The organism is Maritimibacter harenae (assembly GCF_009882975.1).
GTDB classification, from domain to species: Bacteria; Pseudomonadota; Alphaproteobacteria; order Rhodobacterales; family Rhodobacteraceae; genus Maritimibacter; species Maritimibacter harenae.
This window is the reverse complement of the sequence record NZ_WTUX01000058.1, coordinates 1-1,315: the sequence shown is the minus strand read 5'-3', so window position 1 is coordinate 1,315 and position 1,315 is coordinate 1. Positions and strand designations below refer to the sequence as shown.

Genomic DNA, 1,315 nt, shown 5'->3' with positions numbered 1-1,315 from the left:
TGAACCGCCCCGGATTTGCCGGAGGCCGTTTGGTTTAAGCTACGCGGCCATGGATTCAGTTTCCAGAGCTGCGTAGAAGTTGGCTTCGGCCTCTGCTGGCGGGACGTTTCCGATGGGTTCCAGCAGGCGGCGGGTGTTGAACCAGTCGACCCATTCGAGGGTGGCGTATTCCACGGCGTCGTAGCTGCGCCAGGGGCCACGGCGGTGGATGACCTCGGCCTTGTAGAGTCCGTTGATCGTCTCGGCCAAGGCATTGTCATACGAGTCGCCGACGCTGCCGACCGAGGGCTCGATCCCGGCTTCTGCCAGGCGCTCGGTGTATCGGATCGACAGGTATTGCGACCCGCGATCCGAGTGATGCACCAAGCCCGCTCCGGGCTGACGCTGATGAACAGCCTGTTCCAGGGCATCGAGAACGAACCCCGCATGGGCCGTGCGACTGACCCGCCAGCCGACGATCCGGCGGGCGAAAGCGTCGATTACGAAGGCGACGTAGACGAACCCCTGCCAGGTGGCGACGTAGGTGAAATCCGAGACCCATAGTTGGTTCGGCGCGGGCACGCGGAACTGGCGATTGACCCTGTCCAACGGGCATGGCGCCTTCTTGTCCGGGATCGTCGTCCTGTGCAGCTTGCCCCGGATGGCTCCTTGCAGACCCATGTCCTTCATCAACCGGGCCACTGTGCAGCGGGCGACATCGAAGCCTTCCCGCCCCAGCTGTCGCCAGACCTTCCGCACGCCGTAGACCCGCCAGTTCTCTTCGAAGACCCGCTGCATCTCAGGGCGCAACTCCGCGTCTCGCTTCGCCCGATCCGAGAGCCGCTCCGGATCGGCCCGCTTGGCGAGGTTGTCGTAGAACGTGGACGGGGCGATCGGCAGTTCCCTGCAAATCGGCTCGACCCCAATCTCCGCGCGGTTCTCCTCAATGAAGGCGATCATGACTTCGGTCGGCGGTCGAGCTCCGCCTGAGCAAAATACGCCGACGCCTTGCGCAGGATCTCGTTCGCCTGCCGCAGTTCACGGTTCTCGCGCTCCAGCGCCTTCAGCCGCTCCGTCATCTCGGTGGTGACACCGGCTCGTTTGCCGCCGTCGATCTCGGCCTTCTTGACCCAGTCGTTCAGCGTGTTCGCCGAACAGCCGATCTTCGCGGCGACCGACACGATCGCCTGCCATCGGCTCTCATGCCGCCCGGGATTGTCCAGAACCAGGCGAACGGCACGCTCGCGCACTTCGGGGGAAAACTTGTTCGTCGTCTTGCTCATGATGCTCCATCCTACTCAGGAGTTGGAGCCTCCGGCAAATCCGGGGCGGTTCA

1 protein-coding gene and 1 other annotated feature are annotated in these 1,315 nt (G+C 63.9%); the gene reads right to left on the bottom strand.

Annotated elements, in window-relative coordinates; translation table 11 throughout:
* Positions 1–39 precede the first annotated feature (39 nt).
* Positions 40–1,262 (bottom strand): IS3 family transposase gene (locus GQE99_RS20335; protein ID WP_161353793.1). Its coding sequence is split into 2 segments (ribosomal slippage): positions 40–974 and positions 974–1,262, totalling 1,224 coding nucleotides; the frame shifts between segments, so codons are not numbered across the junction.
* Positions 865–981, bottom strand: a sequence feature (AL1L pseudoknot). It overlaps the preceding gene by 117 nt.
* Positions 1,263–1,315 lie beyond the last annotated feature (53 nt).